Consider the following 482-nt stretch of genomic DNA (forward strand, 5'->3'; position numbering starts at 1 on the left):
GCTTTGCTCTTGGCTATTTCCCCATAAATACGCGGGGTGGCAGTCATGTAGATACGTTTGGCCCCTTTTATGTACTCCCCGTCATGAATTTTGACGAAAGCGCTTTCATCCTCCTGATCAAAAATGGCCCCTGTAGTGCGGTGGGCTTCATCACACACGATCAGGTCAAAATCAGGAAGGCCATGCTCCTTTTGCGCCCGGTGTATGACCTCAATGGAGTGATAAGTGCTGAAGATCACCGTCATCCCCTGGTCATCCCGTCTTTTATGAACGGCCTGAGCCAGATTTCCCGCACTGGTGGTGGCGGGGTAACGAAGTTCATGGAGCAAGGTTTCAACCTTATCTTCCTCCAGATTCTTCCGCTTTGTCTTACCCACATCACTGTCTGAGCAGACAGCAAAACTGTGCAGTGGAAGATCACTTTCCTGTGTCCATTCCGTCAGGCTCTGGGACAGCAGGGACAGACTGGGCACCAGAAACAG

The 482-nt window shown here is 51.2% G+C and carries 1 protein-coding gene; it reads right to left on the bottom strand.

Features of this window, described 5'->3' with window-relative positions; genetic code table 11:
* The coding region (locus IV91_RS16245; protein WP_035418560.1) for a DEAD/DEAH box helicase family protein at positions 1 to 482 on the bottom strand (482 nt) is incomplete at both ends.

The sequence above is a fragment of the Ferrovum myxofaciens genome (assembly GCF_000735045.1).
Taxonomy (GTDB): Bacteria; Pseudomonadota; Gammaproteobacteria; order Burkholderiales; family Ferrovaceae; genus Ferrovum; species Ferrovum myxofaciens.